Annotated in this window: 15 protein-coding genes; 9 read left to right on the top strand and 6 right to left on the bottom strand. The window is 71.5% G+C overall.

The window, feature by feature from the left end; all coding sequences use genetic code 11:
• The first annotated feature begins 17 nt into the window (after positions 1–17).
• The 6 genes from ACQRWP_RS07545 (at position 18) to ACQRWP_RS07520 (ending at position 7023) form a co-directional block, all read left to right on the top strand.
• Positions 18–851, top strand: a complete 834-nt coding sequence (locus ACQRWP_RS07545; protein ID WP_430501422.1) for an ABC transporter ATP-binding protein — start codon at positions 18–20, stop codon at positions 849–851.
• 32 nt (positions 852–883) lie between these two features.
• Positions 884–1867 carry an ABC transporter substrate-binding protein gene (locus ACQRWP_RS07540; RefSeq protein WP_430501421.1) on the top strand — a complete coding sequence of 328 codons (984 nt, stop codon included), beginning with the start codon at positions 884–886 and terminating at the stop codon, positions 1865–1867.
• 5 nt (positions 1868–1872) lie between these two features.
• Positions 1873–3972 carry an iron ABC transporter permease gene (locus ACQRWP_RS07535; protein ID WP_430503152.1) on the top strand — a complete coding sequence of 700 codons (2100 nt, stop codon included), beginning with the start codon at positions 1873–1875 and terminating at the stop codon, positions 3970–3972.
• A gap of 27 nt (positions 3973–3999) precedes the next feature.
• On the top strand, positions 4000–4905 hold the full coding sequence (locus ACQRWP_RS07530) for a siderophore-interacting protein (RefSeq protein WP_430501420.1): 906 nt from the start codon (positions 4000–4002) through the stop codon (positions 4903–4905).
• 131 nt (positions 4906–5036) lie between these two features.
• Positions 5037–6497: an SDR family NAD(P)-dependent oxidoreductase gene (locus ACQRWP_RS07525; protein WP_430501419.1), complete on the top strand. Its 1461-nt coding sequence runs from the start codon at positions 5037–5039 to the stop codon at positions 6495–6497.
• A 49-nt stretch (positions 6498–6546) separates the two neighbouring features.
• A complete protein-coding gene (locus tag ACQRWP_RS07520) occupies positions 6547–7023 on the top strand; it encodes a heme-degrading domain-containing protein (RefSeq protein WP_355010264.1) in 477 nt (158 codons plus the stop codon).
• 45 nt (positions 7024–7068) lie between these two features.
• On the opposite strand, the gene ACQRWP_RS07515 is transcribed toward ACQRWP_RS07520, so the two are convergent.
• The gene (locus tag ACQRWP_RS07515) at positions 7069–8445 is read right to left on the bottom strand and encodes an FAD-dependent oxidoreductase (protein WP_430501418.1); all 1377 of its coding nucleotides are present in this window, start codon (positions 8443–8445) and stop codon (positions 7069–7071) included.
• Positions 8446–8681: 236 nt separating this feature from the next.
• Here ACQRWP_RS07515 and ACQRWP_RS07510 point away from each other — a divergent pair, with 236 nt between their 5' ends.
• Both ACQRWP_RS07510 and ACQRWP_RS07505 read left to right on the top strand, forming a co-directional pair.
• Positions 8682–10058, top strand: a complete 1377-nt coding sequence (locus tag ACQRWP_RS07510) for a serine hydrolase domain-containing protein (RefSeq protein WP_430501417.1) — start codon at positions 8682–8684, stop codon at positions 10056–10058.
• Positions 10059–10144: 86 nt separating this feature from the next.
• Positions 10145–11470, top strand: a complete 1326-nt coding sequence (locus ACQRWP_RS07505; RefSeq protein ID WP_430501416.1) for an alpha/beta hydrolase — start codon at positions 10145–10147, stop codon at positions 11468–11470.
• 97 nt (positions 11471–11567) lie between these two features.
• Here ACQRWP_RS07505 and ACQRWP_RS07500 read toward each other — a convergent pair whose 3' ends face one another.
• Positions 11568–12788 carry an MFS transporter gene (locus ACQRWP_RS07500; protein WP_430501415.1) on the bottom strand — a complete coding sequence of 407 codons (1221 nt, stop codon included), beginning with the start codon at positions 12786–12788 and terminating at the stop codon, positions 11568–11570.
• A gap of 41 nt (positions 12789–12829) precedes the next feature.
• On the opposite strand from ACQRWP_RS07500, the gene ACQRWP_RS07495 reads away from it, so the two are divergent.
• On the top strand, positions 12830–13939 hold the full coding sequence (locus ACQRWP_RS07495; RefSeq protein ID WP_430501414.1) for an ROK family protein: 1110 nt from the start codon (positions 12830–12832) through the stop codon (positions 13937–13939).
• Between the two features lie 54 nt (positions 13940–13993).
• On the opposite strand, the gene ACQRWP_RS07490 is transcribed toward ACQRWP_RS07495, so the two are convergent.
• The 4 genes from ACQRWP_RS07490 to ACQRWP_RS07475 all read right to left on the bottom strand — a co-directional run bounded on the left by ACQRWP_RS07490 (position 13994) and on the right by ACQRWP_RS07475 (position 16846).
• Positions 13994–14470 (bottom strand): hypothetical protein, encoded by a 477-nt coding sequence (locus tag ACQRWP_RS07490; protein WP_430501413.1) that lies wholly within the window; start codon positions 14468–14470, stop codon positions 13994–13996.
• Between the two features lie 104 nt (positions 14471–14574).
• Entirely contained in the window at positions 14575–14958 is a 384-nt protein-coding gene (locus tag ACQRWP_RS07485) for a MerR family transcriptional regulator (protein WP_430501412.1), read from the bottom strand.
• 127 nt (positions 14959–15085) lie between these two features.
• A complete protein-coding gene (locus tag ACQRWP_RS07480; protein WP_430501411.1) occupies positions 15086–15538 on the bottom strand; it encodes a hypothetical protein in 453 nt (150 codons plus the stop codon).
• Positions 15539–15595: 57 nt separating this feature from the next.
• Positions 15596–16846: an Ig-like domain-containing protein gene (locus ACQRWP_RS07475; RefSeq protein WP_430501410.1), complete on the bottom strand. Its 1251-nt coding sequence runs from the start codon at positions 16844–16846 to the stop codon at positions 15596–15598.
• Between the last annotated feature and the right edge of the window lie 160 nt (positions 16847–17006).

Below are 17006 nucleotides of genomic sequence, written 5' to 3'. Positions count from 1 at the left end.
TAGGTTAGCCTAACCTCATGCAGAACGAGTTGGCGTCGGTCAACGGGGAGCGCAGCCTGTCCGGCGTCGACCTCCGCCTGGGCTATCACGGTGTGCCGGTGGTGCACGATGCCGTGATCGACCTCCGCGCGGGTGCCGTCACCGCACTGGTGGGGCCCAACGGCAGCGGCAAGTCCACCCTGCTGCGGGCCCTGGCCCGCCTGCACCCGATCGAGGCCGGAATCGTGCACCTCGCCGACGGCGTCACGGCCGCCAGCCTCGCGGCCCGGGAGTTCGCCCGGCGGGTCACCCTGCTCGCCCAGAGCCGGCCGGTGCCCAGCGGCGTCACCGTCCGCGACGTCGTCGGCTACGGCCGCCACCCCTACCGGGGGCGCTGGCGTACCGAGGATCCGGACGGTCCCGCCGCCATCGCACGCGCCATGGACGTCACCGGCGTCGCCGCGATGGCCGACCGTCCCGTCGACGAACTCTCCGGGGGCGAGTTGCAGCGGGTCTGGTTGGCCACCTGCCTCGCCCAGGACACCCCGGTTCTGCTCCTCGACGAGCCCACCACGTTCCTCGATCTGCGCTACCAGGTGGAAATCCTCGACCTGGTCCGTGACCTCGCGGACGATCACGGCGTCGCCGTCGGCGTCGTGCTGCACGACCTCAACCAGGCAGCCGCCGTGGCGGACGAGGTGGTCCTGTTGCAGCAGGGCCGGGTCCGCGCCACCGGCACCCCGGCAACGGTGTTCACCGAGAACGCCCTCACCGAGACCTACGGGATCCGCATCGAGGTGACCACCGATCCGATCAGCGGACTGGTCACCACCCGCCCCGTCGGGCGGCACCAGATCCGCGCCCTGGTCTGAACCACCCCCATCCACAGCAGAGAAAGACCGTCATGACCCGTACCCGTTTCACCTCCCTCATCGCCGTCGCGGCCGTGCTGGCGCTCGGCGCCTGCGGCACCACCGAGAACGCCGCGACCCCCGACACCTCCGCCTCGGCGGCCGGCGGCCCGGTCACCGTCACCGACAGCCGGGGCAAGGAGATCACCCTCAAGGCGCCGGCGACCAAGGTCGTCGCGCTTGAGTGGGGCGAGACCGAGCTGCTGGTCAGCCTGGGCGTCATGCCCGTCGGTGTCGCCGACCCCAAGGGCTACGGCACCTGGGTCACCTCCGCGAAGCTCGACCCGAACGTCAAGGACGTCGGCGCCCGCGGCGAGCCCAGCGTCGACGCGATCGTCGCCCTCCAGCCCGACCTCGTCGTGATGGAGGACGACCGGGGCGCCAACATGGTCAGTCAGCTGGAGAAGTTCGTGCCCGTGGTGGTCGCCAAGGGCAGTGACGCCACCGACAACCTCGGCCGGATGCGCACCGACCTCACCATGATCGCGAAGGCGGTCGGCAAGACCACCGAGGCGGAGAAGCTGCTCGCCGACTTCGACGCGGCCATCGCCGACGGCAAGAAGAAGATCGCCGACGCGGGTGCCGCCGGCCGTCCGTTCGCCATCGCCGACGGCTGGAAGGAGGGCAGCACCGTCAGCATCCGGATGTTCGGCAAGGGCGCGCTGGTCTCCCAGATCGGCATCCAACTCGGCCTCACCAACGCCTGGACCGGCAAGACCGATGAGGTGTGGGGCCTGGGCCAGACCGACGTCGAGGGCATGACGGTCCTCAAGGACCCGAACATGCACCTCTTCTACAACGCCTCCGACGGCGACGACGTGTTCGCGGACGGTCTCGCCGGCAACGCCATCTGGAAGTCGCTGCCCTTCGTGCAGAAGGGCAACCTGCACAAGATGCCCAACGGCATCTGGACCTTCGGCGGTCCGCTCTCCGGAAAGCAGTACATCGACGAACTCGTCAAGACGTACGCGGTGTGAGCGTGCTGAACGCGCCCCCACGCCCGGAGCCGGCCACCCGGCCGGCTCCGGGCGGACGCTTGGCCGTGCCCCGCGTCGCCGCTGTCTTCGTCGCCGCGATCCTGCTGCTGCTCGTGGTCGGCGCGGTGCACCTCACCCAGGGCACCTCGAACGTCGGCGCCCTCGACCTGCTGCGGCTCGCGACCGGCGCCGACGACGAGGCGGCCCGCGTCCTGATCGCGTCCCGGCTGCCCCGGCTGCTCGCCGGACTGGCCATCGGCGTGGCGCTCGGGTTCGCCGGGGCGGCGTTGCAGTCGATCGCCCGCAACCCGCTCGCCTCACCCGACACCCTCGCGGTCAACGCGGGCGCCCACCTGGCGATCGTCGCCGTCGCCGCGTTCGGCGTCTCGCTGCCCGCGCTGCCCGCCGGCGGCCTCGCCTTCTGCGGCGGTCTGGCCGCCGCCGGCCTGGTGATGGCGATGTCCTCCGGTGGGCAGGCCGGCACCACCCGGCTGATCCTCGCCGGTTCGGCGACCGCGCTGGCGCTCGGCTCGGTGACCACCCTGCTGCTACTCCTGTTCGAGCAGGCCACCATCGGACTGTTCGCCTGGGGGAACGGCTCGCTGGTGCAGAGCGACCTGACCGCGCTGACCCAACTCGCTCCGGTGATCGTCGGCGCCGCCATCGTGCTCGTGCTGCTCGGGCACCGCCTCGACATCCTCGCCCTCGGCGACGACACCGCCACCGTGCTCGGCCTCGACGTGCGGCGCACCCGGCTCACCGTCATGGTGCTGGCCGTGCTGCTCTCCGCCGCGGCCGTCACCCTCACCGGCCCGGTCGGCTTCGTCGGCCTGTGCGCACCGGTGATCGTCCGGCTGCTCGCCCCCGTGATGCCGGGCGTGCACCGCCACCGCATCCTGCTGCCGTTGTCCGGCATCGCGGGGGTCATCATCGTGCTCGGCTCCGACGTGCTGCTGCGGGCCTTGATGGGCGGGCAGGCCGGGGTCGACATCCCCACCGGTGTGGTCACCACCCTGTTCGGCGCGGCGATCCTCATCTGGCTGGCCCGCCGGCACCGCGACGCGGGCCCCACCCGTCGTCCGCCCGGCGGGCACGCGGCCGTCCGCTCCGCCGCCTTCCACCGCGGCGTCGTCGCCGTCACCGCCGTCCTGACCGTCTGCGCCGTGGCGGTCGGCATGCTGGCCGGTGACACCTGGGTGCTGCTCGGTGACGTCGTCAACTGGGTCGACGGCACCACCGGGCCCGCGTACACCTTTGTGCTGGACCAGCGGTGGCCGCGCGTCGCCGCGGCGGTCCTGGCCGGCGCGGCGCTCGCGGTCGCCGGCACCACAGTGCAGGCGGTCTGCCGCAATCCGCTGGCCGAACCCGGCATCCTCGGCATCACCGCCGGCGCCGGGCTCGGCGCGGTCTCCCTGCTCACCTTCGTGCCGCTGGCCGGGGTGTGGGCCGTCTCCGGCGTCGCCGGGCTCGGCGCGATGGTGGCGTTCGCCCTGGTCTACGGCCTGGCCTGGCGCGGCGGACTGAGCTCCGACCGACTGGTGCTGATCGGTTTCGGCGCCTGGCAGGGCGGCATGGCGGTCATCACCTACCTGGTCGTCGCCTTCGACCCGTGGAACACCGGGAAGGCGTTGACCTGGCTGTCCGGCTCCACCTACGGTCGGATGCCCACCCAGGTGCTGCCGGTGCTGATCGCCCTGCTGGTGCTCACCCCGGCCGTGGTCGCCGCCCGCCGGGAACTCGACCTGATGGCGCTGGACGACGACACCCCCCGGGTGCTGGGCGTCCGGCTGGAACGCACCCGGTTGATCGCGCTCGGCGCGGCGGCGCTGCTCACCTCCACCGCCGTCTCGGCCGTCGGGGTCATCGGCTTCGTCGGTCTGGTCGCCCCGCACGCCGCGCGGGCGCTCGTCGGCGGGCGGCACTCCCGGGTGCTCCCGGTGGCCGCCCTGCTCGGCGCGGCGCTGGTCAGCATCGCCGACACCCTCGGTCGGACGGTCATCGCTCCGGCCCAGATCCCCGCCGGCCTGGTCACCGCCATGATCGGCACCCCGTACTTCGTCTGGCTGCTGTGGCGCTCCCGCGCCGTGGCGAGCACCACCCGGTAGAGCCGGCCCCAAGCCGAGAGAGGCACCATGACCGAGACCCTGCCCATCGCCCCGTGGCGCGTGTTCGCCGTCACCGTCCGCGCGGTACGCCGCCTGAGCCCGTCCTTCACCCGGGTGACCTTCACCGGGGCGAACCTGGACCGCTTCGCCGACAACGGTTACGACCAGCGGATCAAGCTGGCGCTTCCCCTGCCCGGTCAGGACCGGGCGACCCTGCCGGACGGCGCGGACTGGTACGCGACGTGGCGGGCCCTGCCCGAGCACCTGCGCAACCCGATTCGTACCTACACGGTGCGGGCGGTCCGCCCGCACCTGGCCGAGGTCGACGTCGACCTGGTGCTGCACGGCGACAGTGGCCCGGCGACGCGCTGGGCTCGGCGGGCCAGCGTCGGCGACGAGATCGCCCTGGTCGGGCCGGATGCCAGCTTCGACGGCAACCACGGCGGGGTCGAGTTTCGACAGTCCACCGGCGGCACGCTGCTGCTGGCCGGGGACGAGACCGCCGTTCCGGCGATCAGCAGCATCTGCGAGCGGCTCCCCCTCGACGCCCGGGGCACTGTCGTGCTGGAGGTGCCCGACCCCGCCGACGTGTTGCCGCTGGTCGCGCCGCCTGGCGTCGAGGTCCGCTGGCTGGCTCGGGGCACCGACGGGTACGGCAGCCGGCTGGTGCCCGCCGTCGTCGCGGCGGCCGGGGAACTGCTGGCCCCCGGCGGGGCGGCAGCCGCCCAACCCGTGCCGGACGTGGACGCGGACACCGAGATCCTGTGGGAGGTGCCCGAGCAGGTGGCCTCGGCGCCGCTCTACGCGTGGCTGGCCGGGGAGGCCGGCGTCATCCGCAACCTGCGCCGGCACCTGGTCGCCGAGCGGGGTCTGGACCGGCGGGCGGTGGCCTTCATGGGCTACTGGCGGCTCGGTCACGTCGACGCCGACTGACAGCGCCGCGAGCCGCACCACGCCGGACGGCCGCGAGGTGCGTCGGAGGCCGTGAGGCGCGTACCGTTTCGGGTCGGACTTGGGGCGGGCCGGCTGGAGCCGGCACGGGATACGGGACGAGACAACGACGCATGACGGTGGACAACATTACGGAAAACGGTCAAGAGGGTATTGACCGAAGCCGGCTGGAGGCCTGCCTCAGCGTCTTCGAGGCGTTGGAGGCGCTGCCCTCCGACCACCCCGACGTGGTGCAGGTGCAGCGGGCCACGGCCCGGCTCTACAAGGTGATCAAGCAGCGGCGACGGGAGGAGCGGCGAGACGCCATCCTCGCCGCCGACCGCGCGGTGACGGAGGCCACCGCCACCGGCGCTCCGGGGCGGATCGACGACGAGACGCAGGGCATTCCGCTCGCGTCGTCCGTGGCAGGCGAGACGGCGGGCTTCCTGCACAACCCGCGCGGCTGCTACGTCTGCAAGCAGCGCTACCGCGAGGTGGACGCCTTCTACCACCAGCTCTGCCCGTCCTGCGCCGCGCTGAACCGGGAGCGCCGCGACGCCCGCACCGACCTGACCGGCCGGCGTGCGCTGCTCACCGGCGGCCGAGCCAAGATCGGCATGTACATCGCGCTGCGGCTGCTGCGCGACGGCGCGCACACGACGGTGACGACCCGGTTCCCGCACGACGCGGTCCGCCGCTTCGCCGCGATGCCCGACAGCGCGGACTGGCTGCACCGGCTGCGCATCGTCGGGATCGACCTGCGCGACCCCGCCCAGGTGATCGCCCTCGCCGACGACGTCAGCAGCCAGGGCCCCCTCGACATCCTGATCAACAACGCGGCGCAGACCGTCCGCCGGTCCCCCGGGGCGTACGCGCAGCTCATCGCCGCCGAGGCCGCGGCCCTGCCGGACGGCCCGCTGCCGGAGCTGATCACGTTCGCCAAGCCGGACGGGCAGGGCGGCCCGGTGGGCAGCCTGACCACCGGGCCACAGTCGACAGCGCTCACACCGCACGCGCTCACCGCGCTGGCGCTGACCAGCGGCTCGGCCTCGCCGGAACGGATCGCGGCGTCCACGGCCATCGACGCCGGAGGTCTCGTGCCCGACCTCGACTCGGTCAACAGCTGGGTCCAGCGGGTGCAGGAGGTGGACCCGGTCGAGCTGCTCGAAGTGCAGCTGTGCAACGTCACCGCGCCGTTCGTGCTGGTCAGCCGGTTGCGCCCGGTGATGGCCGCCGCGTCGGCCCGCCGCAAGTACGTGGTGAACGTGTCGGCGATGGAGGGCCAGTTCGGCCGTGGTTACAAGGGGCCGGGGCACCCGCACACCAACATGGCCAAGGCGGCGCTGAACATGCTGACCCGCACCAGCGCCGAGGAGATGTTGACCGACGGCATCCTGATGACCAGCGTCGACACCGGCTGGATCACCGACGAACGCCCCCACCCGACGAAGATGCGGCTGGCCGACGAGGGCTTCCACGCCCCACTTGATCTGGTCGACGGCGCGGCCCGGGTGTACGACCCGATCGTCCGCGGCGAGCTGGGCGAGGACCTGTACGGCTGTTTCCTGAAGGACTACGCGCCCTGCGCCTGGTGATCGCCCCGCACGACGAGGATGATCGCCCGCACCACAAAGGAGAAGAAACATGTCAGCTGACCGTGAATCGTGGCCGACGCTGGACGAGCTGCTGCGCGAGGAGAACGAGCTGGAGCTCGCGGGCCTGTCCGAGACCGACGCGTACGAGTTGGGGATGCTCGCCGTCGCCGCCGCGACCGAGCAGCGGCTGCCGGTCTCGGTGGGCGTGTGGCGGGCCGGGCGGCAGCTGTTCCACTGTGGCCTGCCGGGGTCGACGGCGGACAACGACGCGTGGCTGCGCCGCAAGGGGCGGGTGGTGATGCGGTTCGAGCACTCCTCGCTTTACATGGCCCGGCTGTGCCAGGACAAGCAGGTGACGCTGGCCGAGCGGTTCGGCCTGCCGGCCTCGCGATACGCGGCCGCCGGGGGCGCGGTGCCCCTGCGCGTACGCGGCACCGGTGTGGTGGGCTGGGTCGGTGTCTCCGGGCTGCCGCAGCTGGACGACCACCGTTTCGTTGTCGACATCCTCCGCAAGCTCCCTCGCTAGAGGCGTGCCCGGCGGCCTCGCTGGCGAGGCCGCCGGGTCACTCGCTCAGCGTGCGCGCCGGTTGGCGCGCAGGGCGCCCAGGAGCACGCCGGGGCGGGCCAGCGAGTGCGGGTGCTCGCGCATGGAGACGACGTCGTTGAACCGCCGCGCGGTCGCCACGTCCGTGACGGTCGCGGCGATGACCTGGCCGCTGGCCCAACGGGAGAACCGGTAGCCGCGCGGGTAGGGCCCGTCGACGTGGGGCAACGCCAGGTCCGCCGAGGTGGAGAGCGACCAGGCGGCGTCGACCACGACCTTCTGTAGCGCGAGGTAGTGGCGCGCGGGCGCCCGCAGGTCCGGGCCGGACCGAAGGTACGTCGACAGGCAGGCCGCGTGCAGGGCCGCCGCCGTCATGCCCTGCCCGTAGACCGGGTTGAACGACGCGACGGCGTCACCGACGCTGATCAGGCCGGCCGGGAACCGCTTGAGCGCGTGGAAGTCCCGTCGCCGACTGTCGGCATGGTGGTAGGTCTGGACGTCGCCGATCATCTCCTGGTCGGCGACCTCGCCGAACTCCGGTGGGAACTGCTCGCGCAGGCGGCGGACGAAGTCCGCCGCGGTACGCCCCGGACGGTCGTCGCCGTAACCGGCCATCATGGCCATCCACCGGCCGTCCTCGATCGCGAAGAACGCGGCTCCGGCCACGTCCATCGCCATCTTCGGCGTGTTCAGGGCCAGCACGACAGTCGAGGCCGGGGTGACCGCCGGGCGGCGGAACAGGGCGGTCGCGTAGTTGAGGTGCACTGTCATCCGCCGGGTGACCGGCCGGTCCCAGTCGGCGTGCTCCAGCCAGTCCGAGAGTCTGCTGGACCGCCCCATGGCGTCCACCACGAGGTCGGCGCGTTCGACACCGGGCACCCCACCGACCTCACAGCGGACCCCGGTGACCGCGGTGCCGTCGAACACGAGGCCGGTGGCGCGGGCGGTGATCGTCTTGACGTTGGGCAGTCGGAGCACCTGCTGGCGGATGAGGCCCTCCAGCAGCGGCCGACTGCCCGCCAGGCTGTCGGCGTCGTCGGGGACGACGACCTTCAGCCGCCCGTCGAGGTAGTTGCGCCGGGCCGCGGGCGGCGCCTCGATCGCTCCGCGCGCCAGTGCCTCGTCGCGGAATCCGGGAAACAGCCGCTCCAACTGGAAGAGGCCGCCGGGCAGCAGCGCGTGCAGCTGTGTCCCCTGTGGTACGCCGGGCCGCGCGCCGGTCACCTGCGGGTCGTCCCGGTCGATGATGACGACGGTGTCGGCGTGGTCGGACAGCACCCGCGCGGCCAGCAGACCGGCGACACTGCCACCGACCACGACGGCCGTGCCCATCGTCGGGGACGGCTGGTCAGGGGGTCGAGTCGCATTCAGCTCTGCGAAGACCCGGGACGGGGAGAGGGACATCGTGCTCTCCAAGGGGTTAACGAGGTGTGTGCCCTCCACGGTTACTGTCCGCGACCGTGCGCGGACAGACCGGTGGACGGTCGTTCGACGTAATGCCCGCCGATCGTCGCACAACCGCCTGAATGGCAACCGGCTGTGTCCGCCAGATGACCACCTGTTGGCCGATAGGTCGGACGAAGCCGACGTTCGGACGGGTCAGGTGGCACGTTGTCGGGCCGGCTGTCACGCTCTCCGACATGCCCGTTGCGCGTCGTACTCTGCTCGGGGCCGGCCTGGCCGCCGCGACCTCCGCCCTCACCGGTTGCCGCGACAACGGCGCGCCGAACCCCGGTTCGGCCGGCCCCGGCGACGCGACGACCGGGAAGGGCGCCAGCGGCAGCCGGGTCGGATTTGGCGCGGCGGAAGACCCCGGGTCGCCGCCCAGGGCACCCGACGCACCGGTCGGCGGCAACCCACCAGTCCGTCAGGCCCGCTACGCGCAGGACGTGACCGCCCTGCTCCGGCGACACCTGCCCGCGACCCCGCAGACCGTGCAACACAAGGGTTTCCCCGGTGCTGTCGCTCTCGTCCTGGTGGGCGGAAGGATGACGGTGCGCACCGCTGTCGGTGAGGCGCTGCGTTATGAGGCGGGCCCGAAGCTGCTCGCGGCGAACCAGCGCGTCGCGATGCGCCCGGACTCCATCTTCGACCTCGCCTCGGTCACCAAGGTGTACACGGCCATCCTGCTGTTGCAGCAGGTCGACAAGGGGCGTGTCGACCTCGGCGCCCCCGTGCGCGACTACCTGCCCGCCTTCACCGGCACCGGCAAGGAGCAGGTCACCGTCGAGATGCTGCTCACCCACACCAGCGGCCTTCCCGTCGGCGCCAAGGTCACCGGCCTGCCCGACAACGCGGCCCGCTGGAACGCCGTACTCACCACGCCGCTGGTCTCCGGCGCCGTCCCGGGCAACACGTTCCGCTATTCCAGCGTCGGGCTCATGGTCGCCGGCAAGATCGTCGAGAAGGTCACCGGCCAGCGGCTCGACCAGGCGCTCAAGAGCAACCTGACCGACCCGCTCGGCCTGCGCGACACCGGCTTCAACCCGAACAGCTGGCTGTCGGCCGCCGCGAAGGCCAGCCGGCTGGTCGCCACCGACGCCCGCTCGTCCCGGGGGCTGCTCCGTGGCGTCGTCCACGACGACGTCGCCAACCACCTCGGTGGCATCGCCGGTCACGCCGGCATCTTCGCATCCGCGACCGATCTCGCGGCCATCGGTCAGCTGCTCCTCAACGAGGGCACCCACCAGGGCAAGCGGATCCTCGCCGCCGCGACGGTGCGCCGGATGCTCACCAACCACAACGCCGGCAAACCCGCCATCGACCCCGAGCGCCCCAACCGGACCTCGGCGCACGGCCTCGGCGTCGTCCTCGACCAGAGCTGGTTCATGGGCAAGCTCACCTCGGCCAGGACCTTCGGCCACACCGGATTCGCCGGCCCCTCGCTCCTGGTCGCGCCCGATCGCAAACTCGTCCTGGCGCTGCTCACCAACCGCGCGCACCCCAACTGGAGTTGGTCGAACCCCGACCCGGTCCGCGCCGCCGTCGGCGACCTGCTCGCCACAAAGGTCAACTGACCGCAAGGTGTGGACCATCGCGCCCCGCCCTGACACGATACTTGCGCTAGTAGTGCAAATACTTCGTCCGTCCAGGTGGAGGATCGATGCACACATCTCGCCGGAGGCTGCTCTCCGTGGTGGCCGGGGTCGCCCTCGCGACCAGCCTGTCCGCCGTCGCCGTTCCACGCGCCGAGGCCGCCACCACACCGACGTACCGTCCAGTGATCTTCGTACACGGCAGCGCGGGATCGGCGGCGCAGTTCGAGACCCAGGCCAAACGGCTGGCCAGCAACGGGTACCCGATCGACATCATCGAAGCCCACGAGTACGACTCACCGAACGTCGCGACGATCCTGCCCCAGGTGTACGCGGGACTCGACGCACGGATCTCCCGCCTGCTGGCGGCCACCGGCGCGGACCGGGTCGACCTCGTCGCGCACTCGCTGGGCACCTTCGTCTCGCAGGGCTATCTCAACAGCTCGCCGGAGCGTGCCGCCCGGGTCGCGCACTACGTCAACCTGGACGGGCGCCCCGCGACCTCCCCGCCGGGTGGTGTGCCCACGCTGGCGATCTGGGGCGAGGGTGACCCGGCCCGCGCCGTCGTCGGCGCGATCAACGTGCACCTGCCGGACCAGTCGCACACCCAGACCGTGTCGTCGGCGGAGTCGTTCACCGAGATCTTCGGCTTCCTCCGGGGCCGCGCGCCCCACACGACGCGGATCGTGCCGCAACTTTTCGGCGCCGCCCGGGTCTCCGGCCGCGCCGTGCTCTTCCCGAGCAACGTCGGTGTCACCGGTGCGACTCTCGAGGTCTACCCGGTCAGCCCGCTGACCGGCGGCCGACTGTCACACCTGCCCGCGCATCGGCTGCCACTCAGCGGCGACGGCTCGTTCGGCCCCCTCCCGGTGCTCGCCACGGCCCGCTACGAGTTCGCCATCGTGCGTCCGGGCGCCGCGACGCACCACTTCTACTTCCAGCCGTTCCTCCGCTCGGACTCGTTCGTACGCCTCGCGACCAGCGAGCCGGGCGAGGGCCTCAGCGGCCTGGTCGAGACCAGCGACCGGCACACGGCACTCACGATCCAACGGCAGAAGGAGTGGTGGGGCGACCAGGGCGACGCCGGCGACCACCTCTGGATCAACGGCAGGGATGTCCTGAACGCGGCGAACACACCGCGCGTCAAGCGGACGATCGGCATCTTCGCCTTCGACGACGGCAGCGACGGCGTCACGGACCTGACGGCCCCGTTGCCGGAGTTCTTCAGTCAGACCTTCATCACCGGCATGGACGTCTTCATCCCGGCGGCGCCGGCACACCTCGGCCTGGTACGGATCACCGTGGGCCAACGCGGCGGCGGCTACGAGGTGATCAACGTGCCCAACTGGAGATCGAGCACCGACCGGGTGACGGTCAGCGTGGACGACTTCTGACCGCGTCTCGCGGACGGCCCGGCCACCTCAGGTCGAAAGGGTGGCCGGGACCCGCTCGCACTCGTCAGACGGTGGCCAGGGCCCGCCCGCGCACTCGTCAGACGGCGGCCGGGACCCGCTCGTGCACTCGTCGTCCGACGGCGAAGCTGACCAGCCCCAGGATCAACCCGACGACCGCCAGGACGACGCCAACCCGGGCCGGCGCGAGGTAACCGAATCCGGCGGCGATGGCGACGCTGCCCAGCGCGGCGCCCAGGCTGTTCGCGATGTTCATGGCCGACTGGTTGACCGCCGCGCCCATCAGTTGCGCTCCCGGGGCGACGGTGATCAGGCGCGCCTGTAGGACGGGACCGAGATAGAGACTGGTCGCACCGACCAGGAACGCGCCCACGAACAGGCCGACGCGGGTCGACGCCACGAGGCTGAACACGGCGATGCTCACGATCATCGCCACGAAGCCGATGACCATGCTCCGCTGGAGGTCGCGGTCCGCCAGCCAGCCGCCCAGGGCGTTGCCGACGGTCATCCCGAGACCCACCGCGACCAACGTCCACGGCACCGTCGCGGCGGAGAGGCCGGTGACGTCGGTGGTGACCGGTGCGATGTAGGTGTTCACCGCGAAGAAGCCGGCGAAACCGACAGCGCCGGTCGCGGCGACCAGCCAGACCTGCGAGGTCCGCAGCGCCCGCAACTCGGCGGCCGGCGAGCCGTCGACCGCCGCGGCGACCTCCGGAACGACCGCCAGCACCGCCAGCAGCGTGAGCACGAAGAAGCCGGCGATGACCAGGTACGCGACCCGCCAGTCGACCGCCTGCCCGAGCCGGGTGATGAGGGGTACGCCGACCAGGTTGCTCACGGTCAGACCGCCGAGCACTGTGGCGAAACCACGGGCCTCGTTACCGGGGCCCATCAGGGTCGCCGCGAGCAGACCGGCCGCACCGAAGTACGCGCCGTGCGGCAGCGCCGCGGCGAACCGGGCCACCAGCACCAGGTCGAAGGTGGGGGCGAGCGCGGACGCGACAGTGCCGACGGCGAACAGGACGAGCAGCCCGAGGACGAGCTTCTTGCGGGGTAGGCGCGCGCTCAACGCGGCGATCAGCGGCGCGCCGACGACGACGCCGAGCGCGTACGCGGTGATCATCCAGCCCGCCCGGGCGACGGCGTCCGACGACGACTGCGCGTACTCGTGCGGGAGCAGACCGCGGGCGATGTCGGGCAGCAGCCCCATCGCCACGAACTCGGTCAGGCCGACCGCGACGCCGCCCAGTGCCAGAGCGGCCAGCGCCGCCAACCGTCGACCTCTACTCAACTCGATCACCGAAAAAATTTAGCAACAGCGTTGCGTAATAGGGTGGTGAGATGACTCGCGTCACTGCCGACGTCACCTTCCTCCGCGGCTACAACCAGGCACTGGTCATGGCGGTGGGGCGCGCGGCCCGCACGTTCGAGCGCTCGACAGTGGTCGAGGCCACCGGCCTGACACCACAGGCGGTCTCCAAGGTCATCGCCCGGCTGACCGCCGACGGCCTGATCCGCCCCGCCGGCGTCCGGCGTCCGGGCATCGGCAAGCCCGCGATCGTCTACGAACTCGTCCCGGACAGCCGGTACGCGATCGGCGCCCACGTGGCCCGACGTACGCTGCGGCTCGTCCTGGTCGACCTGGCCGGCACCGTGCACCACTCGGCGGTCAGCCCGCTGCCCCGCGACTTCACCCCGGAGCAGCTCCTCGACGCCCTGAGCGCCGGCATCGACACGCTGGCCGGCATCGGCGACCTGCGGAGCCGGCTCACCGGGCTGGGCATCGGCATGATCGGCCCACTCGACCACGCCAACGGCCTGGTCCGGGACGCCCACGGCCTGCGGCACTGGCACGACGTACCACTGCGCGAGATCGCCGAGAAACACCTCGGCCTCCCCGTCCACCTGGACAAGGACGTCACCGCGGGAATCACGGCGGAGGCCTGGCGGCACGGCGCGACGTTCGGCGACGCGGTCCTCATCATGGTCGAGTCCGGCATCGGCGGCGGCTTCTGGCTGGGCGGCGCGGCCCACCGGGGGGCGCACACCAACGCGGGCGAGTTCGGCCACACGGTCGTCGACCTGACCGGGCCCCGCTGCGTCTGCGGCCGGCAGGGCTGCCTGGAGATCGTGCACCACCGTGCGGCGGAGGCCGGAGACATCGCACACGCCGCCCGCGTGCTGGCCGTCGGCGTCGTCAACCTGCTCCAGACCCTCGACCTCGCCCACGTGGTGCTGGCGGGCGCGGACCTCCTCCGGCACCCGCAGACCTATCTGGCGGCGGTCACCGAGGCCGTCGGGGCGGACGCCCGGCGCGCGGACTGGCTCAGCACCAGGGTGACTCTGTCCAGTCTCGGCGCGGACGTGATCGCCGCGGGCGCCGCCATTCAGGTCCTCGACCAGCACTACGGCATCCCGGAGCTGGCCCACTCCTTGATCGTTGGCAGCTGAGCAGCTCGACACGCCGAGCGCCGCCCTGCTGAGCTGCCAACGATCGCCGCGAGGTCAGATGGCGGCGGGTGGTGACAGCGCCATCTTCTGCCAGTTGCGGAAGACGAAGCGGTGCACCGATTTCAGCCCGACCCAGAGTGCCGGCTCCAACGCGACGCGGCCGTACCCGCGGACCGTCACCGTGGTGGTCCGGGTGACCTGTGTGCCACCGTTCACCTCGGTCAACTCGAACAGGTCCCCGAGATGGTCGACGAAGCGGTGGAAGTGCAGGTCCGTCGACTCCATGTGGAACGCCAGTCGGCTCGGTGGTTCCCACACCGTGATCCGCTGCCGCACCACGCCCTGTTCCGAGACGCACTGCCGGGTGGCACCGACCTCACCGGGGCCGTCGGGCAGCCGGCACGACGTGGGTCGGGGCGTACCCAGGTAGAACACCGGGCAGCGCGGCTGCAATTCGAGGCGTGAGTCGCAGAGCGCTGGCCACAACACGTCGGGCGGGTGTGGCATGACCCATCCGGTCCGCACGATCATGCACAAACTGTAGGACGGGGATCGCAAACAGCACATGGGCAGACTGGTCGTGACGCGCGCCGGCATACCGGTCCCGCCGTCGGCGACGGGGACTCGCCGCGTCGCTACGCCACTGCGGCGTCGGTGTCCGTTCGGGTGCAACCGTTGGCCGGGCTCTCGCTGAGCGCGATGACCTCGTCGAGCCGCTTGCGCGCCTGCCGGAGTTGAGTGATCTGCCGATCGATGCGGTCGCGTTCGGCGCGCAGCATTGCCCGCGACTGCGGTGTGTTGACCTTCGCGTCGACGCAGGGCAACAGGTCCAGGATGGTTCGGCTGGACAGGCCGGCGGCGTACAGCATCTGGATCAGATACACCCGGTCGACCGCGTTGTCGAGGTAGTGGCGCTGGCCGCCACTGCTTCGTGCGGCAGTCATGAGGCCCTGCTCCTCGTAGTAGCGCAGGGCTCGTACCGACACCCCGGTCTTCGTGGCGAGTTCCCCGATCCGCATGGACCCCTCCCCCGGCCGGTGACGCCAGCCACACAGCCTTTCCCCTCACGTGAACGTCAGGTTTCACCGTAGCTCGCCGGCCAGGGACCAACGACCCGGGCGACCTCAATGCCGACGGCGCTGTGACTCACTGGCAGACGCGCCAGTCGCCGTCCTCCTTGACCAGCACCAGCCCCTGGGTGAGCCTCGCACCGGTGGCCTCCTGGACTGCCTCGACGGTGGCGGTCGCGGTCAGCCGCCCGTTGTAGTTGTTGACGTTCACGTCGGTGATCTCATAACTGCGGATCTTCAACTGCGCGGCCTGGACCCGGGCGAACTCCTCCTGCGTCATACCGTCGCGCACACGGTCGCACAGCCGCCCGTACGCGCCCGGATAGTTGCCGGCCTGCACGTCGTCGACGAATGCCGTCGCGGCTGCCCCGGCCGGTTCGACGGAGTCCTTGACCGAGCGGTAGAGCCAGAGGCCGACGCAGGTGCCAACCACGCAGCACAACGCCAGTAGGGCGCCGACGACGATCAGGACTGTACGAAGTGTCCGGTTGGGCCTCGGGGCGGGAACCATTATCGGCTCGTACGTCATGGCCCGGAGGGTAGGGCCGCCGGGCAAGCGGCGAGAGCCTGCCGGGCAGCCGGTGGTTCAGCCTCCGGAGGCGGACGGACCCGGCTTCGGCACGCCACCGGCAACCGCACGCGCGGGTGGCGCCGACGCCGGGCCCGGGCGGAGATCCGCGGGTACGGGCAGCGCGCTGCCCTTGACGAACTGGCCCCAACTGGTGTTCCAGGCCGTCCAGCCGTTGCCCGACTGGAGCCGAACCTCGGTGCCGGTGAAGGTGACCAGGTCACCGACCTGGGTGACGCCCATCAGCCAGTCGGCGTTGGCCGCCGAGATGTTCGTGCAGCCGTGCGAGACGTTGCGGTGTCCCTGATCCGACACCGACCAGGGTGCCCCGTGGATGAACTCGCCGCCCCAGGTGAGCCGTTGCGCGTCCTCGACGTTCACCACGTAGCCGCCGTTCGGCTCGCCGCGCGTGTCGAACGTGGTGTACTGGTGCTTCTCCATGATCACCATCTTGCCGCTGGACGTGGGGGTGCTGCGCTTGCCCAGGCTGACCGGGATCCTGCGGATCAACTTGCCGTCGCGCAGCACGCGCATCTGCTTGGTGGCGTTGTCGACTTCGAGCGCCACCTGCCGTCCGATCCGGGACGTCGCGGTGCGGTCGGCGTCGCCGACGTGGTTCCTGCCGATCGGCAGACCCGCCAGGCCGGCCCGGACGCTGATGGTCGTGCCGGGCCGCCAGAAGTCGGGAGCCCGGTAGTAGACCTGGCTGCCGTCGTCCACCCAGGACCAGGCACCCGGCTGCGGCGGGTTCGTGGTGACGAACAGCCGACGCTGCACGTCGGCGCGGGCCGCCCTGGCGATGGGTGGATCGAAGCCGATGGTCACCGGCATTGCGGTGCCGTACGTCTGTTTGTCGGCGAAGTACAGGGTGCTGGTCACCTGCGGCTTCGTCGACGCCGCCGCGGTGGTGAAGGTGGTGGTGCGGGTGGTGCTCCGCCCGGAGTCGCCGGTGGCGGTCACCGCCGCGGTGTAGGTGTGTTGCGGCCGCAATGGAGCGGTCGGCACCCAGGCCGAGCCGTCCTCGCGTGGCTCCGCCCGGACCAGCGTGCCCGCGTTGTCGACGATGCGCACGGCGGTGATCTTTCCGCCCGTGACGAGCGGAACCACCTCGGCGCTGAGCGGCACGTTCCGGGACAGGTCGGCGGGCGTGAGGGTCAGTTCGGGCGATGGCACCACCCGCTCGGCGGGGCGTGCGGCGAACTTCCGCTCGGCGGTGCACCCACCGAGGACCAGCGGTGTCGCCGCGACGATCACCGCCACGAGCGCCATGCGCCTTCGCAACCCCATCCAACGTCCCCCGGCTTCCGTGTGCTCCGTGGCGGCAATTCTCTCCGCGCCGGCGGCGCCCTGCGCTGTTTCCGGAAATCACGCAACGAAGGTGGGAACGTTCGGCACCGCACCCGGTCCGGGTCCGTCGGTAGGGCTTCTC

The sequence above is a fragment of the Micromonospora trifolii genome (assembly GCF_050516465.1).
Taxonomy (GTDB): domain Bacteria; phylum Actinomycetota; class Actinomycetes; order Mycobacteriales; family Micromonosporaceae; genus Micromonospora; species Micromonospora trifolii.
The sequence above is the reverse complement of the archived record's forward strand: the minus strand, read 5'-3'. Positions and strand labels throughout refer to the sequence as shown.